Genomic DNA, 23,045 nt, shown 5'->3' with positions numbered 1-23,045 from the left:
GTGACCGCGTTCCATCGTCGTACCTTGCACGGCCGGCGCGACTTGCTCGCGCCGGCCGCTGCATTTCCGGAGCGCTATCCGGGCCTGTTGCAGAGCGTTACCCATGGCACGCCGCAGGCACGCTTCGACATCCTGTTCGCGTTTCCGCAGGATCGCTTGACCCTTTGCGCCGATGGCCGTCTGGTCGACGGGCAGGGCGTCGAGCGTCCGGGACGTTTTCTCGATGCGCTCGATGAAGTGTGGCGCGCCGAGCGCCTGCCGCGCGGTGGCGTGGACGACCTGCCGTTCCACGGTGGCTGGCTGTTGCTGCTGGCCTACGAGCTGGTGGGTGAGATCGAGCCGCGACTGAAGTTGCGTCCGCCGGAACCGTTGCCGACGGCGCTGGCGCTGCGCTGCCCGGCCGCGATCGTGGTCGATCACCAGCGCGGCTGCACCATCCTGGTGGCCGAGCACGGGCACGAGGCATGTCTCGATACGATGGAAGCAGACCTGTCCGTGCAGGTGGAGCTGCCGACGCTGCCTGCCCCGGACCGCCACGGCGAGGACGAGCCCGCAAAGTTCCTGGACGGTGTGGGGCGTATCCACGAACACCTGCATGCTGGCAACATCTTCCAGGTGAACCTTTCGCGCGCGTGGCATGCGCACTATGCGGTGTCGCCGCGTCCGGCCCAGTTGTACGCCGCGCTGCGGCAGGCCAACCCGGCGCCGTTCGCCGGGCTGTTGCAGCAACCCGCCTGGGCGGTGGTGAGTTCTTCCCCCGAGCGTCTGGTCGAGGTTCGCGACGGACTGGCGCAGACCCGGCCCATCGCTGGTACGCGCCCACGCACGCCAGGCGACGACGAACTCGCGCGCATCCATGAGCTGAGCACGCATCCGAAGGAACGCGCCGAGCACGTGATGCTGATCGACCTGGAGCGCAACGACCTGGGACGCGTGTGCGTGCCCGGCACGGTCGAGGTCAACGAGCTGATGGTGGTGGAGAGCTACGCGCACGTGCATCACATTGTCTCCAATGTGCGTGGCCGCCTGCGCGCGGATGTCACGCCGGGCCAGGTGATTGCCGCGACGTTCCCGGGCGGCACCATCACCGGCTGCCCGAAGGTGCGGTGCATGGAGATCATCGCCGCGCTGGAAGATGCGCCGCGCGGCGCGTATACCGGCGCGCTGGGTTATCTCGATCGCAACGGCGATCTCGACCTCAACATTCTGATTCGCACGTTCACCCTGAGCGGCCAGGACGTCACCTTGCGCGCTGGCGCCGGCATCGTGGCCGACTCGGAGGCGGGGAAGGAACTCGAGGAGACGCGGGCCAAGGCTCGCGGCCTGCTGCGCGCGCTGGGAGTGCAGGACTGATGCCCGCCGTGTCGCGCGTGCTCGTCAATGGCATGGCGGCGACCACGGTATCGGCGTTCGATCGCGGACTGTCCTATGGCGACGGCCTGTTCGAGACGATCCGCTTCGTCGTGGGCCGCGCGCCGCTGTGGGAGCGGCACATGCAACGTCTCGGCGAGGGCTGCCTGCGCCTGCGCCTGCCCGTCCCCGAACCAGCACAGCTGCTGGGCGAAGCCATCGCAGCGGCTGAAGGGCTGACTCATGCGGTGGTGCGAATTACGCTCACCCGAGGCGTGGGCGAACGTGGCTACGCGCCGCCGCCGTCGCCATGCACCACCCGCATCGTGGCCGCCTTCGAGGCGCCGCCGATGGCAGGCGAGGGCTACGCCATCGGTGTGCGCGTGCGCTGGTGCGCGCTGCGGCTGGCTGTCCAGCCGCAGCTGGCCGGCATGAAGCATCTCAATCGCCTCGAGCAGGTCATGGCGCGGGCCGAGTGGAATGATCCGGCCATCGCCGAGGGCCTGCTGTGCGACACCGATGGCGGTGTGGTCAGTGCGACCATGGCCAACCTGTTCGCCCTCATTGATGGCGACCTGGTGACCCCGTCGGTGGAGCGCGGCGGCGTGGCGGGCGTGGCTCGCGCCGAAGTGCTGGCTGCTCGCGCGGGCGGCCGGGTGGCCAGGATCACGCCCGAGGAGCTTGAGCGCGCCAGCGAGGTGTTCCTCACTTCCGCAGTCCGGGGCATCCTGCCTGTTCAGGCCGTGGGCGATACCGTGTATGTTCCCGGCCCAGTCACCCGCGCCTTGCAGCAGCACTGGCGCGGTCTGGGTTTTCCGATGGAGCAGGCATGAGTCGAGTGAACATGCGGGGGCGCGCAATTTGGGGCGTCCTGGCGGTGCTGGTATTGCTGGCCGTGGCCGGCGGTGTGGGCTATGGCTGGATGGATTACCAGCGTTTCGTGCACGGTCCGCTGGCCGTGACCGAGCAGACGCCGAGCGTCGATGTCGGCAAGGGCAGCAACCTGCGCGACGTGGTGGGCATGCTGCGTGATGCGCATGTGACCCAGACCGGACCGCTGTACTGGCGCGTACTGGCCGAGCAACTGCACGTGGCCGGACGCCTGCATGCCGGCGAATACGCGCTAACGGTCGGCATGACGCCGGGCGACCTGTTGCTGAACATGGCGGCGGGCAAGGTGCTGCAACGCAACTTCACCATCGTCGACGGCTGGAGCTTCAAGGAGCTGCGCCAGGCGCTCGCCAAGGCGGACAAGCTGCGCCAGGACGGCGCCCAACTGGACGATGCTGCGCTGATGGCCAAGATCGGCGCGACGGGCGAGTCGCCCGAAGGGCGCTTTCTTCCGGAGACCTATGCCTACGTGAAGGGCGACAGCGACCTGGACATCCTGCGTCGTGCGCATGTCGCGATGACCAAGATGCTCGACACGTTGTGGCCGCAGCGCGACCAGGACCTGCCGCTGGCCACGCCCTACGACGCGCTGATTCTCGCCTCCATCGTGGAGAAGGAGACGGGGCGGGCCGACGAGCGCGCGCGCATCGCCGGCGTGTTCGTCCGCCGCCTGCAGAGCCACATGTTGCTGCAGACTGATCCCACGGTGATCTACGGCATGGGTGATGCCTACGCGGGCAACATCCACAAGAGCGACCTGACCACGGACACCCCCTACAATACGTACACGCGCCCGGGCTTGCCGCCGACGCCGATCGCCATGCCGGGCAAACCGGCCATCGAGGCGGCGTTGCACCCGGCCACCGGCACCGAGCTGTATTTCGTGGCCAAGGGCGACGGAACCCACGTGTTCTCCAGTACGCTGGACGAGCACAATCGCAATGTGGCCTGTTACCAGTTGAAGCGCTGCCAATGACACCACGCGGCAAATTCATCACGCTCGAGGGCGGCGAGGGCGCGGGCAAGAGCACGCTGCTCGCCGGCCTGCAGCAGTACCTGCGCGAGCGGGGCGTGGAGCTCGTGCAGACGCGCGAGCCGGGCGGCACGCCCTTGGGCGAGGCAGTGCGCGCCATCGTGCTCGATCCCGTGCAGCGTGGCATGAGCGCCGAGGCGGAACTGCTGCTGATGTTCGCTTCGCGCGCGCAGCTGGTGCGCGAGTGCATCGAGCCCGCACTGGCGGCCGGCAAGTGGGTGCTGTGCGACCGCTTCACCGACGCCAGCTACGCCTATCAGGGCGGTGGACGCGGCGTGCCGGTCGAGCGCATCGCGATGCTTGAGCAATGGGCCACCGAAGGATTGGCGCCCGATCTGACGCTCCTACTCGACCTGCCGGTGGCTACCGGTCGTGCGCGGGCGGCGGGGCGTGGCGAAGCCGATCGCATCGAAGTGGAGGCCGACAGCTTCTTCGAGCGCGTGCGCGCGGCCTATCGGGCTCGCGCAGCCGCCGAGCCGGCGCGTTTCCGCGTCATCGACGCCAGCCAGACGCCGGCCGAGGTGCTCGCCGCCGCGATCGAGGCCACGGGTCATCTGTTCGGAGTCGCCGCGTGAGCCCGATGCCCTGGCACGCCGAGCACTGGTCACGCCTGCAGGCTCGTCGCGCCCGTGACGCCATGCCTCATGCCTTGCTGTTGTGCGGACCCGCGGGACTGGGCAAGCGCGACTTCATGCATCGCTTCGCGCAGGGGCTGTTGTGCAGCCAGAGCCAGGACGGTGAGCCCTGCGGACATTGCCGCAGTTGCCAGCTGTTCGTGGCGGGCACGCACCCGGACTATGCCGTGCTCACTTACGGTCTGCGCAAGGATGGCGCGCAGCGCAGCGAGATCGTGGTGGACCAGATTCGCGAACTCTCTTCGCGCCTGGCCATGTCCAGCCAGTTCGGCGGGTGGCAGATCGTATGCATCGATCCGGCCGACGCTATGAATGCGGCGGCGGCCAACGCGCTTCTCAAGACGCTGGAAGAGCCTTCGCCGCAGACCTTGCTGCTGCTGGTGGCCGACGCGCCCTGGCGTTTGCCGCAGACGATCCGCAGCCGCTGCCAGCGCATCGAATTCCACCTACCGCCGCGCGAGCAGGCGCTGGCGTGGCTGCAGCAGCTCGAAGTGAAGGATGCGGTCGCGGCGCTCGACGCCGCCGGAGGCAATCCCGGCCTGGCGCGCGCCTGGTCGGAGCAGGGCGCGCTGGCGCGACGGCAGGAGGTGCGCAAGGATCTCGGCGCGCTGGCTGCCGGTCGCGGCGAGGCCATGGAGGTCGCAAAACGCTGGCTCGACAACGAGCCCGAGCAGCGCCTGTGGTTTGCGGCGCAGGCGGTGGCCGATGAAGTGAAGGCGCGCGCGGCGACCGGGGCCGGGCCGCTGGCCAGCCAGCTTGATGCCGAGTCGCTGGACCAGTGGTACATGCTGGCCAACCGCACGCGTGATTCCTTGCGAGGCCCGCTGCGCGGCGACCTGCTGTTGCTGGAGTTGCTCGCGCGCTGGCGATGATCGGCTTGAGGTAAGCCCAAAACACGGGAAAGCCCGGTGACAGGCCCCCTCCCTACGCTGGCCGGATGACGTCCCCGCAGCATCCCCGCCTTTCCCTGTGGCCTTGGATTTCGTTGTTGCTCCTGCTGGTCCTGCGACTGGCATGGCTCAACGCGTACACGTTCAACTCTGACGAGGCGCAGCATGCGCACGTGGCGTGGGCGTGGACGCAGGGACTGCTGCCGTATCGGGACGTCTTCGACAATCACGGCCCGCTGTTCAGTTGGCTGCATTCGCCCTTGCTCGCGCTGCTCGACGGCCGACCTGATGTGCTGACGTGGCTGCGCCTCGCCATGCAGTTCTGGTATGTGGTCGCCCTGGTCGCCACCGGCTGGATGGCGCAGCGCCTTCACGGCTGGCGGGTGGCGCTGGCGGTGGTGCTGGTGGCGGGTTTGTTCCCGCGCTTCTTCGTGGTGAGCGGCCAGTTCCGCACCGATGACATGTGGATGGCCCTGTGGCTGTCCGGCCTGGCTTTCGTGGTCGGCGCGCCACCGCGCGGCTGGCGCTATTTCATGGCTGGACTGCTGTTCGGCTGCGCCTTGTCGGTATCGCAGAAGACCCTGGTGTTGTTGTCGACCACGATCGTGGCGGCGCTGGTGGTGCGCGCGCTGCGTCCGTCCGATGCGCCGCGCGGGGGCGTCCGCTGCTGGGCGCTTGGGCTGCTCGGTCTGTTGGTGGTGCCGACCATCTTCATCGCGTGGCTGGCGGCGCACGGGGTGCTGGGCGATGCCTGGTACGGTCTTGCCGGTTACAACGTGGGCGGCGGCGCCAACAAGCGCCACGCGGCGCAGCAGATCCTCTGGTTCGCGCTGCTGGCGATCGCACTGCTGGTGTTCTGTGTACGCGAGGTGCGCCAGCGGGCCTTGCGGGAATTCGACTGGACCGTGTTCCTGGCGTTGCAGGGCGGCCTGTTCCTGTTTCTCATCTGGTTCATCTGGCCGCTGATCACCAAGCAGGATTTCCTGCCCGTGCTGCCGACGCTGGTGCTGGCCGGAGCAGGTTGGGTGACCTCGTGGACCTGGCTGGGCGATCGTCCGTGGCGGGGCGCGGGCCTGCTGTTGCTGGTGCTGGTGGCCGAGTTGGCCACAGTGGTTTCCGATGCGCCGCCCTGGCGTGACGAACTCGCCGGGCAGCGCGCCGAGCTGGCCACCGTGCTGCGCCTGACCGACCGGAGCGACACCGTGATGGATCCCAAGGGCGACACGGTGTTTCGCATGCGCCCCTACTATCCGGTGCTCGAAAGCCTGGCCATGCGCCGCCTTCGCAAGGGGCAGATGACTGACACCATCGCCGACGACCTGGTCAGCCATCGCACCATGCTGGTGGTGTTGCGGCGCCTGCCCAAGGCCAGCGGGCGCTTCGTCATGCTCAATTATGTGCGGGCCGGCGGAGACATCTGGGTGGCGGGTCGTATGCTTGCCACGCATGACGCCGAACAGGCCATCGAGGTGGCGATACCCGGAGATTACGTCTTGACCGACGGTCACCAGCGCTTGCAGGCCAGTGTGGACGGCGGGCCGGTGGCCGACCACTGGCAGCTCGATCGCGGCGTCCATCACTTCGCTGTGGGCCGCGGGTTGCCGGTCGCGCTGGTGTGGAGCCAGGCATTCGATCGCGGTTGGCGCCCGGAGCCGCCTCCCATGACGGTGGCGGAGGGGCGCTGACATGGCCTTGAGCCTGCATGCCGGCACGCGGCTGCTGGTGGTGTCCCCACACCCGGACGACGAGTCGATCGCCACGGGCGAGTTGATCCAGCAGGTGCGCCAGTCGGGCGGCCAGGTGCGGATCCTGCTGCTCACCAATGGGGACAACAACCCCTGGCCCCAGCGCTGGATGGAGCGGCGCCTGCGCATCGGCGCCGATGAACGTCGTCGCTGGGGTGAGCGTCGTCGGGGCGAAGTTGCCCAGGCGCTGGCCCGGCTGGGTGTTGAACCGGACGCGTTCGAGGCGCTGGGCTGGCCAGACATGGGCATCACCGACCGATTGTGCTCCCAGCTGGCTCCCAGCCTGGCTGCGCTGACCAAAGCGCTGGATGCCATCCAGCCCAACCTGCTGGCGCTCCCGGCACTGGGTGACCATCATCCCGACCACGGTGCGGCCCACGTGCTGACCCGGCTGGCCGTCGCCAGTTGGGAGGGCGCTGCGCCGCAGATGCTGGCCTATCTGGTTCATGGTCGTGAAGGTGAAGTGACCGGTCGTGTGAAACTCGACTCCTCCGTAGGTCTGCATGCCAACAAGATGGCGGCGCTCGGCTGTCATCTCAGCCAGATGGCGCTGAGCGGCAAGCGCATGCGTCGCCTGGCCGATCGCCCCGAGCGCTATCGCCTGGTGAAGACCGACGATCGCGAAGCGTCGCCCTCCGTATTGCCGTGGCAGCCTCCGTCGGCGCTGCACCCCTGGTTGCACCTGTTGATGGCCGATGGCAGTGGCGTGCACAGCTGGCCATGGGCAAAGGCGCCGTTGGCGCGAGACGGGCAGGGTAGGTACGTGCTCCATGCGCGGGCGGATGGTGCGCGAGGGCCTGCATTCGCCAAGTTGCACATGAACCTGCCGTCGCCCTGGATTTTCGATCGCTGGGGCTGGTGCGAGCTCTGACTGCACTCTGATTGATTGCGCCGGGGAACAGGCAGAGGGGCCTTCCGGGTTCGCTTTCCGTCGATTGCCGCGCAGTTCCTGCACGCCAGAAGCCTGCCTTCGCCGCCTCAGGTGTTGGCAGTTCAACAGAACGGATCCCTCGCAATGAACGGCTCCGGGCATCCTCGGCAGGATGTCTTCGTCACATTCCGTCCACGCATCGCTTGTCGCTCGACCGTGGCGCTCGCTACGATGCCGCCAAGGGGAGCCGCCCGCTCGGCCCGCAGGAATCGCAACCATGAATCCGGCCATCGCCGCCCGCCAGGGCATTATCTCGTTGAAGATCAAGGACACGGCGCAGCTGTACAGCGCCTACATGCCTTATCTGAAGAACGGTGGTTTGTTCGCTCCTACCGCCCAGCGCTACGCGCTCGGTGACGAGGTGGTGTTGCTCATCAACCTCACCGACGAGGGTGAGCGTCTGTCGGTGGCGGGCAAGGTGGTCTGGGTCACCCCGGTGGGCGCGCAGGGCAATCGCCTGGCGGGCATTGGCGTGCAATTCAATGAGTCCGCCGATGGCGAGGTGGCGCGCACCCGCATCGAAAACCTGCTGGTCGGCATCAACGGTTCCGAGCGTCCGACCCACACGATGTAATACCTTCGTCGCATTGGCATGGCCAGCCCGCCGTGAGGCGCGCAGGGCTCTGTGCAAATCGCCTTGGAAATACCCAACAAGGCTTGTTGTTGTTAAGCGCGCTGTTACAATGTCGCGATTCCCGACTCTGATCGTGGAAAGTCGGACGTTCGTGGCCCCCAAACGCGCGATCGTGGCGTAAAGCCCGTGGCCTTCATCGGCCTACCGAGTCCAGTTCTAGACCGTTTCCCCCAACGGTCACTGATGCGCCGATATGGCGCGGAGGTACGTTCCGTCGTGCTTGCCGAATACTGGCCCATTCTGCTGTTCATCGGCGTCGCCGTTGGTCTTGGCGTGGTGCTGTTGGTCATTGGCCTGTTGGCCGGCCCCAGTCGCCCCGAAGCGGAGAAGCTTTCGCCGTACGAGTGCGGCTTCGAAGCCTTCGAAGACGCGCGCATGCGCTTCGACGTGCGCTACTACCTGCTGGCGATCCTCTTCATCATCTTCGATCTGGAAATCGCCTTCCTGTTCCCGTGGGCGGTGGTGTTCACGAAGATCGGCTTCGTTTCGCTGGTCGAGATGGCGCTGTTCATCCTGCTGCTGGTCATTGGTTTCGCTTACGTGTGGAAGAAGGGAGCACTGGAATGGGAGTGATCTCGTCCCTCGACCGGGTGATGCACAACCCGCAGCCGTTGAACCTGGTGGACGACATCCTGCGTCCGGCTGAGGACAACCCCGTCGTCCAGCGCGGCTTCGCCACCACCAGTGTTGATGCGCTGATGAATTGGGCGCGCACCGGTTCAATGTGGCCGATGACATTCGGCCTGGCCTGTTGCGCCGTGGAAATGATGCATGCCGGCGCCGCGCGCCTGGACCTGGACCGCTACGGCGTGGTGTTCCGCCCGAGCCCGCGCCAGTCTGACGTGATGATCGTGGCCGGCACCCTGGTCAACAAGATGGCCCCGGCGCTGCGCAAGGTCTACGACCAGATGCCGGACCCCAAGTGGGTCATCTCGATGGGCAGCTGCGCCAATGGCGGCGGCTACTACCACTACTCCTATTCCGTGGTGCGCGGCTGTGACCGCATCGTGCCGGTGGACATCTACGTACCGGGCTGCCCGCCGACGGCCGAGGCCCTGATCCACGGCATCCTGCAGTTGCAGAAGAAGATCCGCCGCACCAACACCATCGCGCGTTCCTGACAAAGGCGCAGCTGAGCCATGACTGATACACCGATCAACTCGCTGGCCGAGCGCCTCTCCGCGCGATTCGGCGACACGCTGAAAGTCAGCGTCGTGCGCAATGAAGTCACCGCCGAAGTGGCCGCCGCCGACCTGCTCGCGGTGGCCACGGCGCTGCGCGACGAGACCCCGTTCCGTTTCGGCGTGCCGATCGACGTTTGCGGCATCGACTACCTGAGCTACGGCCAGACCGAGTGGGACACCGAGACAGTGTCGGGCACCGGCTTCTCGCGTGGCGTGGAAGGCGAGGCCGTGGGTCGCTTCAAGTGGGCGGATCGTCCGCGTGCGGAATCGCTGCCGCGCCGCTTCGCCTCCGTGGTGCATCTGCTGTCGCTGGAAAACAACCAGCGCCTGCGCCTGCGCGTGTTCTGCGAAGACGACACGCTGCCGGTGGTCCCGTCGCTTACGGGGATCTACCCGGGCGTGAACTGGTTCGAGCGCGAGTCGTTCGACCTGTTCGGCATCGTCTACGAAGGCCACCCGGACCTGCGCCGCATCCTCACCGACTACGGCTTCGTCGGTCATCCGTTCCGCAAGGACTTCCCGCTGATCGGCAACGTCGAAGTGCGCTACGACCCCGAGCAGAAGCGCGTGGTGTACGAACCCGTGTCGATCGAGCCGCGCGTGCTGGTGCCGCGCGTCATCCGTGACGACGCCGACCTGCTGCAGGCCAAGGCCGAGGCGGCCGACAACTGGCGGAACAACTGATCATGCAAGAGATCCGCAATTACACGATGAACTTCGGCCCGCAGCATCCCGCTGCGCACGGCGTGCTGCGCCTGGTGCTGGAGATGGATGGCGAGACCATTGTCCGCGCCGATCCGCACGTGGGCCTGCTCCACCGTGGCACCGAGAAGCTGGCCGAGTCCAAGCCGTTCAACCAGTCGATCGGCTACATGGATCGTCTCGACTACGTGTCGATGATGTGCAACGAGCACGCCTACGTGCGCGCCATCGAAACCCTGATGGGTATCGAGGCGCCGGAGCGTGCGCAGTACATCCGCACCATGTTCGACGAGATCACCCGCATCCTGAACCACCTGATGTGGATCGGCTCCAACGCGCTGGATCTCGGCGCGATGGCGGTGTTCCTCTACGCGTTCCGCGAGCGCGAGGAATTGATGGACGTCTACGAGGCGGTGTCGGGCGCGCGCATGCACGCGACCTACTACCGTCCGGGCGGCGTCTACCGCGACCTGCCGGAGCACATGTCGCAGTACCGCGAGTCGCCCTGGCACAAGGGCAAGGACCTCAAGCGCCTCAACAGCTGGCGCGAAGGTTCGATGCTCGACTACCTCGAAGCATTCACCAGCGACTTCCCGACCAAGGTCGACGAGTACGAAGAGCTGCTCACCAACAACCGCATCTGGAAGCAGCGCACCGTCGGCATCGGCGTGATCCCGCCGGAGAAGGCGCAGGCCTGGGGCATGACCGGTGTGATGCTGCGCGGCTCGGGCATCGAGTGGGATCTGCGCAAGAAGCAGCCGTACGCCAAGTACGCGGAGATGGATTTCGACATCCCGGTGGCCTCGGGCGGCGACTGCTACGACCGTTATCTGGTGCGCGTCGAAGAGATGCGCCAGTCCAACCGCATCATCCAGCAGTGCGTGAAGTGGCTGAAGGCCAACCCCGGCCCGGTCATGGTCCAGAACTTCAAGGTCGCGCCACCCAAGCGCGAAGAAATGAAGGAGGACATGGAAGCGCTGATCCACCACTTCAAGCTCTTCACGGAAGGCTATGGCGTGCCCGCGGGCGAGACCTATGCCGCCGTCGAGGCGCCGAAGGGCGAATTCGGCTGCTACCTGGTCTCCGACGGCGCCAACAAGCCGTTCCGCGTGCACCTGCGTGCGCCGGGCTTCGCCCACCTGTCCTCGATGGATGCCATCGTGCGCGGCCACATGCTGGCCGACGTGGTGGCGATGATCGGTACCTACGACCTCGTGTTCGGCGAAGTCGATCGCTGAGCGCACGGGAGCATCACTGATGAAAGCCACCGGAAATTACGAGCAGGTCAAGAACGTCGACCCGCTCGTCGTACTCAACGAACACACTCGTCATCACATCGAGGAGTGGGTTGCCCGTTTTCCTCCCGACCGCAAGCGTTCGGCGCTGATCCAGTCGCTGTTCGCCGCGCAGGAGCAGAACCAGGGCTTCCTCACCGATGAGCTGATCACGGCTGTCGCCAAGTACCTCGAGTTGCCCGCCGTGTGGGCGTACGAGGTCGCCAGCTTCTACTCGATGCTCGAGACCAAGCCGGTCGGCCGCAACAACGTCGCCATCTGCACCAACATCTCGTGCTGGCTCAATGGCGCCGAGGAGCTGGTGGCGCATGCCGAGAAGAAGCTTGGCATCAAGCTCGGTGAGAGCACGGCCGATGGCCGCGTGTATCTGAAGCGTGAAGAAGAGTGCATCGCCGCCTGCGCCAGCGCGCCGGCGATGACCGTCAATGGTCACTACCACGAGCGTCTGTCGATCCAGAAGATCGACGAGATCCTCGACGGTCTCAAGTAAGGGCAGGGCGCAATGGCTTACGGACCCGCACCCAAGGAACACCAGGTCGTCTACACCACGCTGCATTTCGACAAGCCGTGGGCGATGGACAGCTATACCCAGGTTGGTGGCTATGAAGCGTGGAAGAAGATCCTCGCCGAGAAGCCCGACCCGAACGCTCTGATCGACGAGATCAAGAAGAGCAACCTGCGCGGCCGCGGCGGCGCGGGCTTCCCGACCGGCCTGAAGTGGTCCTTCATGCCCAAGGGCGACATGCAGAAGTACATCCTCTGCAACTCGGACGAGTCCGAGCCGGGCACCTGCAAGGACCGCGACATCCTGCGCTTCAACCCGCATGCGGTAATCGAAGGCATGGCGATCGCGTGCTACTGCACGGGTTCGACCGCGGCTTACAACTACCTGCGCGGCGAGTTCCACCATGAGCCGTTCGAGCATTTCGAAGAGGCGCTGAAGGAAGCTTACGCGGCCGGCCTGCTGGGCAAGAACATCCAGGGCACCGGCCTCAACGTGGACATCTATGGCGCGCTTGGCGCCGGCGCCTACATCTGCGGCGAAGAAACCGCGCTGATGGAGTCGCTGGAAGGCAAGAAGGGCCAGCCGCGCTTCAAGCCGCCGTTCCCGGCCAACTTCGGCCTGTACGGCAAGCCCAGCACCATCAACAACACCGAAACCTATGCCTCGGTGCCGGCCATCCTGCGCAAGGGCGCGGACTGGTTCCTGGCGCAGAGCAAGACCAAGAACGGTGGTCCGAAGATCTTCTCGGTCTCCGGTTGCGTGCAGAAGGGCGGCAACTTCGAAGTGCCGCTGGGCACCACCTTCGACGAGCTGCTGGAAATGGCCGGCGGTCTGCGTCCGGGCCGTACGCTGAAGGGCGCGATCCCGGGCGGCGTGTCGATGCCGGTGCTGCGCGCCGAGCAGCTGAAGGGCCTGCCGTTCGACTACGACACCCTGCGCGACCTCAAGACCGGTCTCGGCTCGGGCGCCATCGTGGTGCTCGACGACACCGTCTGCACGGTTCGCTTCACCCGCCGCATCTCGCAGTTCTTCCACAAGGAGTCCTGCGGCCAGTGCACGCCGTGCCGCGAAGGCACCGGCTGGATGCACCGCGTGCTGGACCGCATCGTGGAAGGCAAGGGCACGATGGACGACCTGCATCGCCTGAAGGCCATTGCCGGCCAGATCGAAGGCCACACCATCTGCGCGTTCGGCGAAGCCGCCGCGTGGCCGGTGCAGGGCTTCCTGCGCCAGTTCTGGGATGAATTCGAGTACTACATCGTCAACGGTCGCTCCATCGTCGACGACAAGCTTGGAGCCGCCGCATGAGTGCGCAGCCCGCTACGCCCAACCTCGACCTGGTGAACATCGAGGTCGATGGCAAGCCCACGCAGATCCGCAAGGGCGCCATGATCATCGAAGCGGCGGACGCCATTGGCGTGTCGATCCCGCGTTTCTGCTACCACCGCAAGCTTCCCATCGCCGCCAACTGCCGCATGTGCCTGGTGGAAGTGGAGATGGGCGGCAAGCCCATGCCCAAGCCGCAGCCGGCCTGCGCCACCCCGGTGGCGGAAGGCATGAAGGTGAAGACCCGTACCGACGTCGCCCTGAAGTATCAGAAGGACGTCATGGAATTCCTGCTGATCAACCACCCGCTGGATTGCCCGATCTGCGATCAGGGCGGCGAGTGCGAACTGCAGGACGTCGCGTTGGGCTATGGCCGCAGCGTGTCGCGCTACACCGAGCGCAAGCGCACCATCGCGGACGAGAACCTCGGCCCGCTGGTCGCCACCGAGATGACCCGCTGCATCCAGTGCACGCGTTGCGTGCGCTTCACCAGCGAAATCGCCGGTACGTACGAACTCGGTGGCATGAGCCGCGGCGACAACCTGCAGATCGGCACCTACATCGGCAAGACGATCGAGACGGAACTGTCGGGCAACATCATCGACGTCTGCCCGGTTGGCGCCCTGACCAACAAGCCGTTCCAGTTCCAGGCCCGCGCCTGGGAGCTGGTCGCCAAGCCGTCGGTCGCCTACCACGACGCGCTGGGTTCCAACCTGTGGCTGCATACGCGCCGCGGTGAAGTGCTGCGCACGGTGCCGCGCGACAACGAATCGATCAACGAGTGCTGGCTGTCGGACCGCGACCGCTACAGCCATCAGGGCCTGTACGCCGCCGATCGCGTGCATGCGCCGCAGGTCAAGCGCAACGGCCAGTGGCAGACGACCACCTGGGAAGACGCGCTGGGCGCGGCCGTGGAATCGCTGAAGGCGGCGCCGGGCAGCGATCTGGGCGTGCTGGTCCATCCGGCCACCACCAACGAGGAAGGCGACCTGCTGGTGCGCCTCGCCCGCGGCTTGGGCAGCGCCCACATCGACCATCGCGTGCGCCAGCTCGACTTCGCCGACAACGCCGCCGCCGTGGCGTTCGCCAAGCCGGTCGCCGAGCTGGACAAGGTCAAGGCCGCGCTGCTGGTCGGTTCCGATCTGCGCCACGAGATGCCGCTGGTCAACCACCGCATCCATCAGGCGGTGAAGAAGGGCGCCAAGGTCTACGCCGTCAATCCGGCGAGCTTCAACTTCAACTACAAGCTGGCCGGCGAGGCGATCGTGGCGCCGCAGGCGCTGGTCGATGCGCTGCTGTCGCTGGCCAAGGCGGCAGTCGAGTCCGGCGCCGCCGCGCCCGCCGCACTGGCTTCCGCGATCAGCGGCGCTACGTCGGACGAAGGCGACAAGGACGCCATCGCCGTGATGAAGGGCGGCAGCGCCGTCGTCATCCTCGGCGAAGCGGCCGTGACCCATCCGCAGGCCTCGTGGCTGCGCGCCGTGGCGCGCTTCATCGCCGAAGCCACCGGCGCCGGTTACAACGAACTGCCGGTCGGCGCGAACGCCGTGGGCCTGGCCCGCGTCGGCGTGCTGCCGGGCAACGGCGGCCTGGATGCCCAAGCCATGCTGGCCCAGCCGCGCAAGGCCTACGTGCTGTATGGCGTGGAGCCGCAGGACGTGGCTGACGGCGCTGCCTTCCTCAAGGCGCTCAAGGGCGCCCAGAAGGTCGTCGCGTTCTCTGCCTACGCCAGCCCGACGTTGCGCGACGTGGCCGACGTGATCCTGCCGATTGGCCTGCTGCCGGAAATCGACGGCACCCTGGTCAATGTCGACGGCCTCTCGCAGAGCGTGGCCGCCGGCGCGAAGGCGCCGGGCGACGCTCGCCCGGGCTGGAAGGTGCTGCGTGCCCTGGGTGGCGTGCTGAAGGTCGCTGGCTTCGAGTTCGACGACCTTGCAGGGCTGCGCGAAGGCATCGCCGAGCGTGGCCACCAGGCCCGCGCCGAACTGGCGTCCCGTCCGGCGGTTGCCGGCGTGACCCGCCTGGCCACCTGGCCGATCTATCGCACCGACGCGGTGCTTCGCCGCGCCACGGCCCTGGGCAAGCATCCGCTGAATCGTGCACCGGCGGTGCGCGTGAACTCGGCCGAAGCCCGGCGTCTGGGCCTGGGGGAGGGCAACGCGGTCCGCGTGGCCGACGCCGTGCTGCCGCTCGTGATCGATGGCAGCGTGCCCGATGGCGCCGCCTGGATCGAAGCTACGCACGACGACACCGTCACGCTGCCGCCGTACGGCGCGGCCCTCACCCTGAGCAAGGCGTAAGCACATGGGCGAACAGATTCTCAACCAGGTTGTCTGGCCGGTCATCTACATCCTGTGCATCGTCCTGCCGCTGGTGATCGGCGTGGCGTTGTACGTGTGGTGGGAGCGCAAGGTCCTCGGCTGGATGCACGTGCGCATGGGGCCCAACAAGATTGGTCCCTTCGGCCTGCTGCAGGCCTTTGCGGACGTGGTCAAGCTGCTGCTGAAGGAAGTGATCCTTCCGACCAATGCGAGCAAGGCGCTGTATTACATGGCGCCTCTGATCGCCCTGGTCCCGGCGCTCGCGGCCTGGGCCGTGGTTCCATTCAACGACGGTCTGGTGCTCGCCAACGTCAACGCCGGCGTGCTCTACCTGCTGGCGATGACCTCGCTGGGCGTGTACGGCATCATCCTCGCCGGCTGGGCCTCCAACTCGCGTTACGCGCTGCTCGGCGCCATGCGCTCGGCTGCCCAGGTGATCTCCTACGAGCTGGCCATGGGCCTGTGCCTGGTCTCCGTGCTGGTGCTGGCCGGTTCGCTGAACCTCACCGACATCGTGCATGCGCAGGCGGGCAGCAAGGGCATCTTCGGCTGGTTCATGTGGCCGCTGCTGCCTGTCTTCATCATCTACTTCATCTCCGGCGTGGCCGAAACGAACCGCGCGCCATTCGACGTGGCGGAAGGCGAGTCGGAAATCGTGGCCGGTTTCCACGTGGAATACTCCGGTTCGGCCTTCGCGCTGTTCTTCCTCGCCGAATACGCCAACATGATCCTGGTCAGTTTCCTGGCCTCGATCCTGTTCATGGGCGGCTGGCTGTCTCCGTTCCCAGCGTCGTGGGGCCTTCTCGGCCACGACGGCTTCCTGTGGCTGTTCGCCAAGGTCTTCCTGTTCGCCTTCATGTTCCTGTGGTTCCGCGCCAGCTTCCCGCGCTACCGCTATGACCAGATCATGCGTCTGGGCTGGAAGGTGTTTATCCCCATCACCATCGCCTGGGTCCTCGTCGCCGGCTGCATGAAGTATTTCGGCTGGGTCACCGTGGGCACGGGAGGCTGAAGAAAACCATGTCCCGCGTTACTCACTATTTCAAGAGCCTCCTGCTTATCGAGCTGACCAAGGGCTTGGCGCTGACCATGCGCTACATGTTCAGCCCGAAGTACACGATGCGCTACCCGATGGAGCACATCCCCAAGTCAAACCGCTTCCGTGGCCTGCACGCCCTGCGTCGTTACCCGAACGGCGAAGAGCGCTGCATCGCGTGCAAGCTGTGCGAGGCGGTGTGCCCGGCCCTGGCCATCACCATCGATTCGGCGCCGCGCGAGAGCGACGGCCAGCGCCGCACCACGCGCTACGACATCGACCTGTTCAAGTGCATCTTCTGCGGTTTCTGCGAAGAGAGCTGCCCGGTCGACTCGATCGTCGAGACCCATATCCACGAATACCACTTCGAGCAGCGTGGCGAGAACGTGGTGACCAAGCCGCAGTTGCTGGCCATCGGCGACCGCTTTGAAGCGGACATCGCCGCGGCCCGCGCTCAAGACGCCGCGTACCGGTGAGGAAGGGACATCATGATTGATCCGCAAATGTTCCAACTCGTCTGCTTCTACGCCTTCGCCGCGGTCACCGTGGTGGCCGCGCTGGGCGTGGTCACCCTGCGTAACACGGTGCATGCCGTGCTGGCGCTGGTGCTCACCTTCTTCAGCACGGCCTGCATCTGGCTGCTGGCCGAGGCCGAGTTCCTCGCCATTGCCCTCATCGTGGTCTACGTGGGCGCGGTGATGGTGCTGTTCCTGTTCGTGGTGATGATGCTGGACATCAACCAGGAGCACCTGAGGGAGGGCTTCATCAAGTTCCTGCCGGTGGGCATCATCGTGGCCCTGATCATGCTGGGCGAGATGCTTGGCCTGATCGGCGTGCGCGCCATGCACCAGCAGGTGATGGGCGCCAACCCCGCGACCGTGGCTGGCATGTCCAATACCGAGTGGCTGGGCCAGGCGCTGTACACGCAGTTCCTGCTGCCGTTCGAGATCGCCGCGCTGATCCTCACCGTGGGCGTCGTGGCGGCCGTGGTGCTGACCCTGCGTCATCGCACCGGCGTGCGCCACCAGAAGGCCTCGCAGCAGGTTCTCGTCAATGCACGTGACCGCATCCGCGTGGTGAAGATGGCGGCGGTCGCTCCGGCGGCGCCGCAGCCTGCACCGGGCAAGGAGACCACCCCATGATCACGCTCTCGCACTTCATCGTGCTCGGCGCCGTGCTGTTCTGCATCGCCCTGGCCAGTCTCTTCATCAACCGCAAGAACGTGATCGTTCTGCTGATGTCGATCGAGCTCATGCTGCTCGCGGTGAACATCAACTTCGTGGCGTTCTCCCGATTCCTCGGCGACGTGGCGGGGCAGGTGTTCGTGTTCTTCATCCTCACCGTGGCCGCGGCGGAAACCGCCATCGGCCTGGCGATCCTGGTCCTGCTGTTCCGCAACCGCAGCACCATTAATGTCGCCGAAATCGACAGCATGAAGGGCTGACCCGATGGAACTGTCTACCTCCGTATTGCTGACCATCGCGCTGGCGCCGCTCGTCGGCTGCCTGCTCGCCGGTTTCTTCGGCCGATTCATTGGCCGGGCCGGCGCGCACACCGCGACGATCCTGGGCGTGGCCATCGCCTGCGGTTTGTCCTTCTACGTGCTGTACCAGCTCACCGCCGGCGGCGCCCCGGTCTACAACCAGAACATCTACACCTGGTTCGAGATCGGCAAGTACTCCGCGCACGTGGGCTTCCTGATCGACCGCCTCACCGCCATGATGATGGTGGTGGTCACCTTCGTGTCGCTGCTGGTGCACATCTACACCATCGGCTACATGCATGAGGACCCGGGCTACCAGCGCTTCTTCAGCTACATCTCGCTGTTCACCTTCTCGATGTTGATGCTCGTGATGAGCAACAACTTCATGCAGCTGTTCTTCGGCTGGGAAGCGGTGGGCCTGGTGTCGTACCTGCTGATCGGCTTCTGGTTCAAGCGCCCGACGGCGATCTTCGCCAACCTCAAGGCCTTCGTGGTCAACCGCGTGGGCGATTTCGGCTTCCTGCTGGGCATCGCCGGCGTGCTGTACTTCCTCGGCACGCTGGACTACGCCACCGCCTTCGCCAGCGCGGACAGCCTGGTCGGCAAGACGCTGCAGATCACCCAGAACACCCATTGGGACGCCGCCACGGTCATCTGCATCTTTCTGTTCATCGGCGCGATGGGCAAGTCCGCCCAGGTGCCGCTGCACGTGTGGCTGCCGGACTCGATGGAAGGCCCGACCCCGATCTCGGCCCTGATCCACGCCGCGACCATGGTGACCGCCGGCATCTTCATGGTGGCGCGCATGTCGCCGCTGTTCGAGCTCTCGGAGACCGCGCTCAGCTTCGTGATGATCATCGGCGCCACCGGTGCGCTGTTCACCGGCCTGATCGGCATCGTGCAGAACGACATCAAGCGCGTCGTCGCGTACTCCACGCTTTCGCAGCTGGGCTACATGACGGTGGCGCTGGGCGTGTCGGCCTATGCCGGCGCGGTGTTCCACCTGATGACCCATGCCTTCTTCAAGGCCCTGCTGTTCCTCGGCGCCGGCTCGGTCATCATCGCCATGCACCATGAGCAGGACATGCGCTACATGGGCGGCCTGCGCAAGTACATGCCGATCACCTGGATCACCATGTGGGTCGGTTCGCTGGCGCTGTGCGGCGTGCCGTTCTTTGCGGGCTTCTATTCGAAGGACGCCATCATCGAGGCCGTCGGCGAATCGCATCGCTGGGGCTCGCACTACGCCTACTTCTGCGTGATGGCCGGCGCCTTCGTGACCGCGCTGTACACCTTTCGCCAGATGTACATGACGTTCCATGGCAAGGAGCGCTTCACCGTGGTCCACGACCATGGTCATGGCCACCACGTGGATCACATCGACGACCACGGCCACCACGAGCAGGGCATCATGCACGAGACCCCGCATGAGACGCCTTGGGTGGTGACGCTGCCGCTGATCCTGCTGGCGATCCCGTCGCTGCTGGTGGGCTTCTTCACGGTCGAGCCGCTGCTGTTCCGCGAGTGGTTCGGCAGCGCCATCCATGTCAACGAGGCGAACAACGTGCTGGGCGAACTGGCCAAGGAGTTCCACGGCTCGGCCGCCATGGCGCTGCACGGCTTCTTCCAGCTGCCGTTCCTGCTGGTGCTGACGGCGTTCGCCATCCAGACCTACATCTACCTGTTCAACCCGGCCGTGGCCGATCGCATCAAGACCACGTTCAAGCCGATCTACAACATGTTGAACCACAAGTACTGGTTCGACGCGGTGTATTACATCGTCTTCGCCCGCGGCGGCATCGCGCTGGGTCGCGCCCTGTGGAAGGGTGGCGATACGGCGGTGATCGACGGCGTGCTGGTCGATGGCTCGGCGAATCTGGTGGACCGCATTGCCGGAGGCGTGCGTCGCCTGCAGTCCGGTTATCTCTATCACTACGCCTTCGCGATGATCCTCGGCCTGATCCTGCTGCTCGGCGGGTATTGGCTGGTCGGGCAATAAGGGAACCTGCTCCATGTTCAATCATTTGCTCAGCCTGCTGATCTGGCTCCCCATCGTGGGCGCCATCCCGGTGCTGCTCGCCGGCTCCGGTCGCCCCAACACGGCGCGCTGGATCGCGCTGGTGGTGGCCATCCTCACCTTCGTGCTCAGCCTCTATCTGCTGCCGATGTACAACACGGCCGATAGCGCCAAGCAGCTGGTGGAAAGCCACGTGTGGATCGCCTCGCTCGGGGTCCATTACAGCCTCGCCGTCGACGGCATCTCGGTGGCGCTGATCCTGCTCACCACGTTCGTCGGCATCCTGGTGATCGTGGGCGCGTGGGAGGTCATCCAGACCAACCCGCACCAGTACATGGCCGCCATGCTGGTGCTCGAAGGCCTGATGATCGGCGTGTTCTGCGCCACCGACGCGCTGCTGTTCTACGTGTTCTTCGAGGCCATGCTGATCCCGATGTTCATCCTCATCGGTGTCTGGGGTGGTCCGCGTCGCGTGTACGCGACCCTGAAGTTCTTCATCTACACGTTCTTCGGCTCCATCTTCATGCTGGTGGGCCTGATCTACCTGTACCTGAAGGCAGGCTCGTTCGACCTGGCCACGCTGGCCTCGCTGCCGCTGACCATGCAGGAGCAGACCTGGCTGTTCTTCGCCTTCCTGATCGCGTTTGCGGTGAAGGTGCCGATGGTGCCGGTGCACACCTGGTTGCCGGACGCCCACGTGGAAGCGCCGACCGGTGGTTCGGTGGTGCTGGCTGCGGTGATGCTGAAGATCGGTGGCTACGGTTTCCTGCGCTTCTCGCTGCCCATTACCCCGGATGCGTCCGAGGCCTATGCCTGGGTGGTGATCGGCCTGAGCCTGATCGCGGTGGTCTACATCGGCTACATCGCGCTGGTGCAGGAGGACATGAAGAAGCTGGTGGCGTACTCGTCCGTGGCGCACATGGGCTTCGTCACCCTCGGCATCTTCATCGCCTTCATGCTGGTGCGCGGCGCCGGCAATGCCGACGCGGCCAAGCTGGGCATGCAGGGCGCGATGGTGCAGATGATTTCGCACGGCTTCGTGTCGGGCGCGATGTTCTCGTGCATCGGCGTGCTGTATGACCGTCTGCACACCCGCCAGATCAAGGATTACGGCGGCGTCATCAACGTGATGCCGTGGTTCGGCTTCTTCTACGTGCTGTTCGCCATGGCCAACAGCGGCATGCCGGGCACCAGCGGTTTCGTGGGCGAGTTCCAGGTGATTCTGGCCAGCTTCCAGGCCAACCCGTGGATCGCGTTCTTCGCCGCCTTCACGCTGATCATCAGCGCGGCCTACACGCTGTACATGGTCAAGCGCGTGCTGTGGGGTGACATCACCAATCCGCACGTGGCCGAGATGAAGGACATCAACGGTCGCGAGTGGCTGGTGCTGGGCGCCTTCGCCGCGGGCACTCTGGTTCTGGGCATCTGGCCGCACCCGCTGGTGCACCTGATGGACAGCTCGGTGACGCAGCTGGTCACGCAGCTTGGCAACCACAAGATCTAAGCAGGACCGATCATGGCGAATCTCAATGACATTCTGATCCTGTTGCCGGAGCTGTATCTGGTGGTGGCGGCGTGCTTGCTGCTACTGCTGGATGCCTTCATGAAGCCCGAGCAGCGTCCGCTGCTGCACTGGCTGTCCATCGCGGTGCTGCTGGTCGGCGTCTACCTGGTGGTGGAAGGGCAGCCCAGCCAGGCGGTGACCGCCTTCAACGGCATGTTCGTGCGCGACGGCGTCGCGGAAGTGCTGAAGGTGTTTGCCTTGCTCAGCACGGTGCTGGTGTTCGTCTACGCCAAGCCCTACCTGATGGACCGGAAGCTGTTCATCGGCGAGTTCTACACGCTGACCATCTTCGCGGTGATCGGCATCATGCTGCTGGTCTCGGCCGGCAGCCTGATCACCGTGTACCTGGGCCTCGAGCAGCTGACCCTGTCCTCGTATGCGCTGGTCGCGCTGAACCGCGACTCGCGCCTGTCGTCCGAAGCGGCGATCAAGTACTTCGTGCTCGGCGCGCTGGCCTCGGGCATGCTGCTGTACGGCATGTCGATGGTGTACGGCGCCACCGGGACGCTGGACCTGGCCCACCTGCACATGGCCGCCACCCAGACCTCCATGCCTAACCTGCTGGTGTTTGGCCTGATCTTCATGATCGTGGGCATCGCCTTCAAGCTGGGCGCGGCGCCTTTCCACATGTGGATCCCGGACGTGTACCAGGGCGCCCCGACCGCGGTGACCATCTTCATCGGCTCGGCGCCGAAGCTGGCCGCGTTCGGTATGGCCTACCGCCTGCTGGCCAACGGCCTGGGTGACTTGGCCCACCACTGGCAGCTGATGCTGGCCTGCCTTGCGGTGCTGTCGCTGGCGATCGGCAACGTGGTGGCGCTGGTGCAGACCAACCTCAAGCGCCTGCTAGCCTATTCGACCATCTCGCACATGGGTTACCTGCTGCTGGGCCTGGTCAATGCCGGTCCCGAGGGCTATGCCTCGGCGCTGTTCTACGCCATCAGCTACGCGCTGATGAGCGCGGCGGCCTTCGGCGTGATCCTGGCGCTGGCTCGCGCGGGTTTCGAGTGCGAGGAAATCGACGACCTCAAGGGCCTGAACCAGCGTTCGCCGTGGGCTGCGTTCCTGATGATGCTGGTGATGTTCTCGCTGGCCGGCGTGCCGCCGATGTTTGGTTTCTTCGCCAAGCTGCTGGTGTTCCAGGCAGCCATCCACGCTGGTTTCCTGTGGCTGGCCCTGGTGGGCGCAGTGTTCGCCATCATCGGCCTCTACTACTACCTGCGCGTGGTCAAGGTGATGTACTTCGACAAGCCGGTGGAGGGCACGGAGATCCACCTGCAGGGTGACGTGTCGGTGCGCCTGGTGTTGTCCCTGAACGTGCTGGCGCTGCTGGTGCTGGGCCTGACCTGGGGCCCGCTGTTCGGCTGGTGTCAGTCGGTGTTTGTCGGCTGATGGTCGTGGTGACGGTCGTTCGCCGTCACCGCGACTATTTCAGTCCTGTAAAATATTTTCGCGAAAAGGCTTGCAAGAATTCGGCCATCTCGCTAATATTTCTGGACTCTG

At 65.6% G+C, this 23,045-nt stretch carries 22 protein-coding genes; all 22 read left to right on the top strand.

Annotated elements, in window-relative coordinates; genetic code table 11:
* The 22 genes from DVT68_RS01880 to nuoN all read left to right on the top strand — a co-directional run bounded on the left by DVT68_RS01880 (position 1) and on the right by nuoN (position 22,934).
* Positions 1-1,353, top strand: a complete 1,353-nt coding sequence (locus tag DVT68_RS01880; protein ID WP_114824338.1) for an aminodeoxychorismate synthase component I — start codon at positions 1-3, stop codon at positions 1,351-1,353.
* A complete protein-coding gene (gene pabC, locus DVT68_RS01875) occupies positions 1,353-2,183 on the top strand; it encodes an aminodeoxychorismate lyase (protein ID WP_114823363.1) in 831 nt (276 codons plus the stop codon). The genes DVT68_RS01880 and pabC overlap by 1 nt, the downstream gene beginning before the upstream one ends.
* A complete protein-coding gene (gene mltG / locus DVT68_RS01870) occupies positions 2,180-3,217 on the top strand; it encodes an endolytic transglycosylase MltG (RefSeq protein WP_114823362.1) in 1,038 nt (345 codons plus the stop codon). Before pabC ends, mltG begins: the two co-directional genes overlap by 4 nt.
* Entirely contained in the window at positions 3,214-3,849 is a 636-nt protein-coding gene (tmk, locus tag DVT68_RS01865; RefSeq protein ID WP_114823361.1) for a dTMP kinase, read from the top strand. Before mltG ends, tmk begins: the two co-directional genes overlap by 4 nt.
* Positions 3,846-4,781 (top strand): DNA polymerase III subunit delta', encoded by a 936-nt coding sequence (holB, locus tag DVT68_RS01860; RefSeq protein ID WP_114823360.1) that lies wholly within the window; start codon positions 3,846-3,848, stop codon positions 4,779-4,781. Before tmk ends, holB begins: the two co-directional genes overlap by 4 nt.
* A gap of 116 nt (positions 4,782-4,897) precedes the next feature.
* Positions 4,898-6,484: an ArnT family glycosyltransferase gene (locus DVT68_RS01855; RefSeq protein WP_114823359.1), complete on the top strand. Its 1,587-nt coding sequence runs from the start codon at positions 4,898-4,900 to the stop codon at positions 6,482-6,484.
* Between the two features lies 1 nt (position 6,485).
* Positions 6,486-7,415, top strand: a complete 930-nt coding sequence (locus tag DVT68_RS01850; RefSeq protein ID WP_233523314.1) for a PIG-L deacetylase family protein — start codon at positions 6,486-6,488, stop codon at positions 7,413-7,415.
* A 277-nt stretch (positions 7,416-7,692) separates the two neighbouring features.
* Positions 7,693-8,049, top strand: coding sequence for a PilZ domain-containing protein (locus tag DVT68_RS01845; protein WP_114823358.1), 357 nt, complete (start codon positions 7,693-7,695; stop codon positions 8,047-8,049).
* Positions 8,050-8,325: 276 nt separating this feature from the next.
* A complete protein-coding gene (locus DVT68_RS01840; protein WP_114824336.1) occupies positions 8,326-8,682 on the top strand; it encodes an NADH-quinone oxidoreductase subunit A in 357 nt (118 codons plus the stop codon).
* The gene (locus tag DVT68_RS01835) at positions 8,673-9,230 is read left to right on the top strand and encodes a NuoB/complex I 20 kDa subunit family protein (RefSeq protein WP_114823357.1); all 558 of its coding nucleotides are present in this window, start codon (positions 8,673-8,675) and stop codon (positions 9,228-9,230) included. The genes DVT68_RS01840 and DVT68_RS01835 overlap by 10 nt, the downstream gene beginning before the upstream one ends.
* An 18-nt stretch (positions 9,231-9,248) precedes the next feature.
* Positions 9,249-9,977 carry an NADH-quinone oxidoreductase subunit C gene (locus tag DVT68_RS01830; protein ID WP_114823356.1) on the top strand — a complete coding sequence of 243 codons (729 nt, stop codon included), beginning with the start codon at positions 9,249-9,251 and terminating at the stop codon, positions 9,975-9,977.
* A gap of 2 nt (positions 9,978-9,979) precedes the next feature.
* Positions 9,980-11,233 carry an NADH-quinone oxidoreductase subunit D gene (locus DVT68_RS01825; RefSeq protein WP_114823355.1) on the top strand — a complete coding sequence of 418 codons (1,254 nt, stop codon included), beginning with the start codon at positions 9,980-9,982 and terminating at the stop codon, positions 11,231-11,233.
* A 19-nt stretch (positions 11,234-11,252) separates the two neighbouring features.
* Positions 11,253-11,780 carry an NADH-quinone oxidoreductase subunit NuoE gene (nuoE, locus tag DVT68_RS01820; RefSeq protein WP_114823354.1) on the top strand — a complete coding sequence of 176 codons (528 nt, stop codon included), beginning with the start codon at positions 11,253-11,255 and terminating at the stop codon, positions 11,778-11,780.
* Between the two features lie 12 nt (positions 11,781-11,792).
* On the top strand, positions 11,793-13,103 hold the full coding sequence (nuoF, locus tag DVT68_RS01815) for an NADH-quinone oxidoreductase subunit NuoF (protein WP_114823353.1): 1,311 nt from the start codon (positions 11,793-11,795) through the stop codon (positions 13,101-13,103).
* On the top strand, positions 13,100-15,421 hold the full coding sequence (gene nuoG, locus DVT68_RS01810) for an NADH-quinone oxidoreductase subunit NuoG (RefSeq protein ID WP_114823352.1): 2,322 nt from the start codon (positions 13,100-13,102) through the stop codon (positions 15,419-15,421). Before nuoF ends, nuoG begins: the two co-directional genes overlap by 4 nt.
* Positions 15,422-15,425: 4 nt before the next feature.
* On the top strand, positions 15,426-16,454 hold the full coding sequence (gene nuoH / locus DVT68_RS01805; protein ID WP_114823351.1) for an NADH-quinone oxidoreductase subunit NuoH: 1,029 nt from the start codon (positions 15,426-15,428) through the stop codon (positions 16,452-16,454).
* 8 nt (positions 16,455-16,462) lie between these two features.
* Positions 16,463-16,954 carry an NADH-quinone oxidoreductase subunit NuoI gene (gene nuoI, locus DVT68_RS01800; RefSeq protein ID WP_114823350.1) on the top strand — a complete coding sequence of 164 codons (492 nt, stop codon included), beginning with the start codon at positions 16,463-16,465 and terminating at the stop codon, positions 16,952-16,954.
* Positions 16,955-16,966: 12 nt separating this feature from the next.
* Positions 16,967-17,620, top strand: a complete 654-nt coding sequence (locus DVT68_RS01795; protein ID WP_199535941.1) for an NADH-quinone oxidoreductase subunit J — start codon at positions 16,967-16,969, stop codon at positions 17,618-17,620.
* The gene (nuoK, locus tag DVT68_RS01790) at positions 17,617-17,922 is read left to right on the top strand and encodes an NADH-quinone oxidoreductase subunit NuoK (protein WP_046970165.1); all 306 of its coding nucleotides are present in this window, start codon (positions 17,617-17,619) and stop codon (positions 17,920-17,922) included. Before DVT68_RS01795 ends, nuoK begins: the two co-directional genes overlap by 4 nt.
* Before the next feature lie 4 nt (positions 17,923-17,926).
* Positions 17,927-19,960, top strand: a complete 2,034-nt coding sequence (gene nuoL, locus DVT68_RS01785) for an NADH-quinone oxidoreductase subunit L (protein WP_114823349.1) — start codon at positions 17,927-17,929, stop codon at positions 19,958-19,960.
* 13 nt (positions 19,961-19,973) lie between these two features.
* Complete coding sequence (locus DVT68_RS01780; protein ID WP_114823348.1) at positions 19,974-21,482, top strand: NADH-quinone oxidoreductase subunit M; 1,509 nt, start codon at positions 19,974-19,976, stop codon at positions 21,480-21,482.
* A gap of 12 nt (positions 21,483-21,494) precedes the next feature.
* Entirely contained in the window at positions 21,495-22,934 is a 1,440-nt protein-coding gene (gene nuoN / locus DVT68_RS01775; protein ID WP_114823347.1) for an NADH-quinone oxidoreductase subunit NuoN, read from the top strand.
* The last annotated feature ends 111 nt before the right edge of the window (positions 22,935-23,045 follow it).

The organism is Dyella solisilvae, assembly GCF_003351225.1.
GTDB lineage: Bacteria > Pseudomonadota > Gammaproteobacteria > Xanthomonadales > Rhodanobacteraceae > Dyella > Dyella solisilvae.
The sequence above is the reverse complement of the archived record's forward strand: the minus strand, read 5'-3'. Positions and strand labels throughout refer to the sequence as shown.